This window comes from Flavobacterium sp. (assembly GCF_049318325.1).
Taxonomy (GTDB): domain Bacteria; phylum Bacteroidota; class Bacteroidia; order Flavobacteriales; family Flavobacteriaceae; genus Flavobacterium.
The window spans coordinates 1-4,796 of the sequence record NZ_JBMOGQ010000157.1 but is presented as its reverse complement, the minus strand read 5'-3'; the positions used below and the strand labels follow the sequence as shown (position 1 = coordinate 4,796).

Genomic DNA, 4,796 nt, shown 5'->3' with positions numbered 1-4,796 from the left:
GTTTGGCTCGTCAGCTATTTCTGGAACTTGTTCTGTATATTTAATAATACCATTTTCATCTAAAACGATTACAACCCTAGAGTGTAAGCCAGCCAAAACACTATCGGTTATTTCTATACCATAATCTTTTCCAAAACTTCCGGTATTAAAATCGGATAAATTGATTACATTTTCCAATCCTTCAGCACCACAAAAACGTTTTTGAGCAAAAGGTAAATCACGGGAAATGCATAACACTTTGGTATTGGCTAAAGTACTCGCTTTTTCATTAAAAGTTCGTACCGATGTGGCGCATGTACCTGTATCGATACTCGGAAATATATTTAAGACTACTTTTGAGCCAGCAAAATCAGCTAGTGTAGCCATGCTTAAGTCTGTTTTAACTAATATAAAATCAGGCGCTTTCGACCCTGTTTTTGGTAATTCACCATTGGTGTGAATTGGATTTCCTCCTAATGTTACTGTTGCCATTTTTGTATAAATTTTGAGTTTCAAAAGTAGTAAAAATATTTAGGATATACGGTTTAGTATTTGATCAAATTATGATAAAAATGTTTGTTTAATATAATTTATATATCGTAATATTGCAATATAAAAATTTATAAAAAATGGGAGCTTCAAAATCCGATTCATTTTCAGAAGAGCATAACGAAATAGCTACCTTATTCAAAGCGCTTTCACATCCGGCCAGAATAGCCATTGTAGATTATTTACTTTCGGTTGATAAATGTATTTGTGGTGATATTGTAAATGAATTGCCCTTAGCACAACCTACAATCTCCCAACATTTAGCCGCATTAAAAAACGCCAACATTATCAAAGGGACTATAGAAGGGACAGCTATTTGTTATTGTATAAACACGGAAACATTACAAAAAATTGAAGATTATTTCTCAGCGATTTCCTCAAAATTAAAATCTAAATTTTGTTAAATTTAAAATACAAATTATGATATTAGCAAAATCTTCTTGTGGTACTTCTGCAGAAAAATTGATAGTCAAAATAAGTGAGTGAAGCGCTAAAACAACTACATGTTGTTACTTAAAATTAAAATTATTACCTAGATGAAAGAGTTCTCCATCAAACACAAAAAGAAAATTATTATTACCTTGTCGGTAATACTTTTGAACGTTATTTTCGGATTTGATCCAAAGTTTACAATTATTAATATAGTTTGGTTGTTAGTTTAAAAAATTATGGAACGAAAATTACATTGGGAGAACGTGTTTTCAACCAAACAAGAAAAAGAGGTTAGTTGGTATCAGGAAAGTCCAAAAACATCTTTGTACTTTGTTACGAAATTAAATATTCCTAAAGATGCCAAAATCATTGATATTGGTTGTGGTGACAGTCATTTGATTGATCATTTATTGGAAATGGGATATACTAACCTGTATCTTTTGGATATCTCTGAAAATGCAATTAATCGAGTAAAAAAAAGATTAGGCGAGAAAGCCAGTCAAGTTACTTTTATCGTCTCCGATATTTTAGAGTACAAACCTGAAATTAAATTTGATTTTTGGCATGACCGAGCTTCTTTTCATTTTTTAACAGAGAAAATTCAAATTGCTAAATATGCTGAACTTGTTGCTTCGGTTGTAATCAAAAATGGAAATTTTGTGTTAGGAACTTTCTCTGAAAACGGACCAAAAAAATGCAGTGGATTAGAAATTACACAATATGACGAACTAAAATTAAAAGCACTGTTTGAAAAAGATTTCGATTTGCTCGAGAGTTTCACTTTAGATCATCGAACGCCTTTTGATACTGTTCAAAATTTTATCTTCTGCAGTTTTAAAAAGAAATAAACATGAAAAATATATTAGTACTGTGCACTGGGAATAGTTGCCGAAGTCAGATGGCACATGGCTATTTAGCGCATTTTGCCAATTCAGAAAAAGTCGAAGTATATTCCGCCGGTATCGAAACTCATGGGGTGAATCCATTGGCCATTGCCATAATGAAAGAAGATGATATTGATATATCACAATATACTTCCAATAATGTAGAAGAGTATCGTGATATCTCCTTTAATTATGTCATTACCGTTTGTGATAATGCTAAAGAAAATTGTCCCTACTTTCCAACAAAAGCTGTAAAATTTCACCATAATTTTCCCGATCCTTCAAAGTCTACTAGTGCTGCCCCTGAAATAATGAACGAATTTAGAGTTGTCAGGGAAATGATTAAAGAATATTGTCAGGCTTTTATATTAAAAAACCAACTCAATTGAGTTGGTTTTTTAATATAAAGAAAATCTAAATAGGAGTAAGCAGTCTAAGCTAGTCTAATCAGACATGCAATGCTCTATTATCCGTAGCTGCCAATGCTGCTTCTTTAATTGCTTCCGCAAAAGTTGGATGTGCATGTGACATTCTAGAAATATCTTCGGCAGACGCTCTAAATTCCATTGCGGTTACTGCTTCCGCAATTAAGTCGGCACAACGGGCACCAATCATGTGGACGCCTAATACTTCATCGGTTTTAGCGTCAGCTAAGATTTTTACTAATCCATCTAAATCACCTCCGGCACGAGCTCTTCCTAAAGCTTTGAACGGAAAACTTCCTGCTTTATAGTCTACACCAGCTTCTTTTAATTGTTCTTCAGTTTTACCAACGGCAGCTACTTCGGGCCAAGTATACACTACACCCGGAATTAAATTATAATCGATATGTGGTTTTTGTCCCGCTATGATTTCGGCTACCATAGTTCCTTCTTCTTCGGCTTTGTGGGCTAACATCGCACCACGAACTACATCGCCAATTGCATAAATATTTGGAACGTTTGTTTGCAAATGATCGTTTACTTCAATCATGCCGCGTTCAGTTACTTTCACACCTGCTTTGTCGGCGTTTAATCCGTCAGTATAAGGTCGTCGGCCAACAGAAACTAGAGCATAATCGCCTTCAAGGGATATGGTTTCACCTTTGGCATTTTCAGCTTTAACTGTAACTATTTTTCCTTTTCTGTCAACTGATTGTACTTTGTGCGAAGTATAAAATTTCATGCCTTGTTTTTTCAAGACTTTAGTCAATTCTTTAGATAGAGCAGCATCCATACCTGGAATAATTCGGTCCATAAATTCGACTACAGAAACTTCAGCACCAAGTCTTAAGTAAACTTGGCCTAATTCAATTCCGATTACGCCACCACCAATAATTACTAAATGTTTAGGAACTTCAGGCAATTTTAATGCTTCGGTTGAAGTAATTATTCTTTCTTTGTCTAATTTAATAAAAGGCAAATTAGAAGGCTTAGATCCTGTTGCAATGATGATGTTTTTACCTTCTATAGTTTCTGATGTACCATCAGCTTTTGCTATGGAAACGTGAGTAGCATCAACAAAAGAACCCAATCCTTCATAAACGGTAATTTTATTTTTATCCATTAAGAATTTCACTCCACCTGAAGTTTGATCTACCACAGCTTGTTTGCGTGCAATCATTTTTTCAAGGTTCACTTTTACGTTCCCGGAAACTTCAATTCCATGGTCAGCAAAATGTTGTAATTCTTCGTAATGATGTGATGAAGCTAGTAATGCTTTAGAAGGAATGCAACCTACATTTAAGCAAGTTCCTCCTAATGTTGCATATTTTTCAATGATGGCGGTTTTGAAACCTAGTTGGGCACAACGAATAGCGGATACATATCCACCCGGACCAGAACCTATAATGACTACGTCAAATGAACTCATAGTTATGTGTTTATTGTTTGTATTTTATTTTTTGCACACAAAATTACAGTTTTTATTTGACTTTATATTAAAGATCTAATCATAAAAAATGGAATTTATAAGGTAATTTTTAACTTTATTTTTAATTAATAAGGATAAGAATAAAAGCATAAAAAAGTGCAACTTTTTTAATGTTAAAATTTCGAAAACTAATAAATAAAAATAACTCAAATAGTTAACTGAACTGTTTAAAACAAAAATGTGTTAATCGTAAAAAATGTTTGATTGTATAGAAATCCTTTAGAGAGTTTTCTTTAACAGATTTTTTATGATTCATTCTGATTCAGCTTACTGTTTTTATGACTAAACCCAAAGTAAATAGTAAGTCCAATAAGCAACCAGCAGGTAAAATAGATCCAGTTCCAAACACTCAACTCTGCCATCATATATAAACAGCATACTAATCCGAGTAACGGTATCAATGAAAGATTTTGTTTCCAAGACCAAACCACAAACCACAACAAAGAGATTAGAAATATCCACATTGGGATCTTGTGTTTAAATAAACTGAAACCACTTTCATATTTTAAAGAATCATCAATTGGAAGCGAGTCAACTACATTTTTATACATCATAGCATCATTATAAAAAAATCCTAAGACATTTTCTATATCATCATTTTTATAATCAGTGACCTTTGTTTTTAGAAAATCAAAAACTACTTTTGTTTGTTCCTTGTCTAAAGATTTTATGATGGTTGTAGGATCATTAATTTTTTTCTCATTGGTTATGAAGTCCATAGTAGTTTGCCTGTTTATCGTAAAGGCAATACTGACACCAATTAACATCAATAAAGGAAAAACGAATTTTGAATTAATATAGGGAGTTTTAAATTTTCCTCTTGGAATATCAGGTTTATTTTGTAATACCAATACTCCGGCACAAACTAATACAAACGCAAACAAAGTTCCGATACTACACAAATCAGTTACCATGGTCAAGTTCATAAATAAAGCAGGTACAGCAACACCAAAACCAGTAACAATTGTAGCGAAAGATGGTGTTTTGTATTTTGGGTGTACTTTTGAAAAAACGGGTGGTAACAAGCCATCTTTTGACATT

The 4,796-nt window shown here is 33.0% G+C and carries 6 protein-coding genes; 3 read left to right on the top strand and 3 right to left on the bottom strand.

Features of this window, described 5'->3' with window-relative positions:
- The coding region (tpx, locus tag ACOYLP_RS10830) for a thiol peroxidase (RefSeq protein WP_422856184.1) at positions 1 to 471 on the bottom strand (471 nt) is incomplete at its 3' end.
- Positions 472 to 608: 137 nt separating this feature from the next.
- On the opposite strand from tpx, the gene ACOYLP_RS10825 reads away from it, so the two are divergent.
- The 3 genes from ACOYLP_RS10825 to ACOYLP_RS10815 all read left to right on the top strand — a co-directional run bounded on the left by ACOYLP_RS10825 (position 609) and on the right by ACOYLP_RS10815 (position 2,233).
- Positions 609 to 932, top strand: coding sequence for an ArsR/SmtB family transcription factor (locus tag ACOYLP_RS10825; protein WP_422856183.1), 324 nt, complete (start codon positions 609 to 611; stop codon positions 930 to 932).
- A gap of 264 nt (positions 933 to 1,196) precedes the next feature.
- Positions 1,197 to 1,808 (top strand): class I SAM-dependent methyltransferase, encoded by a 612-nt coding sequence (locus ACOYLP_RS10820; RefSeq protein WP_422856182.1) that lies wholly within the window; start codon positions 1,197 to 1,199, stop codon positions 1,806 to 1,808.
- Positions 1,809 to 1,810: 2 nt separating this feature from the next.
- The gene (locus ACOYLP_RS10815) at positions 1,811 to 2,233 is read left to right on the top strand and encodes an arsenate reductase ArsC (protein ID WP_422856181.1); all 423 of its coding nucleotides are present in this window, start codon (positions 1,811 to 1,813) and stop codon (positions 2,231 to 2,233) included.
- A gap of 58 nt (positions 2,234 to 2,291) precedes the next feature.
- Here ACOYLP_RS10815 and lpdA read toward each other — a convergent pair whose 3' ends face one another.
- Entirely contained in the window at positions 2,292 to 3,695 is a 1,404-nt protein-coding gene (gene lpdA, locus ACOYLP_RS10810; RefSeq protein ID WP_422856180.1) for a dihydrolipoyl dehydrogenase, read from the bottom strand.
- A 305-nt stretch (positions 3,696 to 4,000) separates the two neighbouring features.
- Positions 4,001 to 4,796, bottom strand: a 796-nt coding sequence (locus ACOYLP_RS10805) for an amino acid permease (RefSeq protein WP_422856179.1), incomplete at its 5' end; no start/stop codon positions are given.

Excerpts from the sequence above, each read along its gene's own strand:
- ACOYLP_RS10825 (WP_422856183.1), top strand. The coding sequence starts at position 609 with ATGGGAGCTTCAAAATCCGATTCATTTTCAGAAGAGCATAACGAAATA.
- ACOYLP_RS10820 (WP_422856182.1), top strand. The coding sequence starts at position 1,197 with ATGGAACGAAAATTACATTGGGAGAACGTGTTTTCAACCAAACAAGAA.
- ACOYLP_RS10815 (WP_422856181.1), top strand. The coding sequence starts at position 1,811 with ATGAAAAATATATTAGTACTGTGCACTGGGAATAGTTGCCGAAGTCAG.
- lpdA (WP_422856180.1), bottom strand. The coding sequence starts at position 3,695 with ATGAGTTCATTTGACGTAGTCATTATAGGTTCTGGTCCGGGTGGATAT.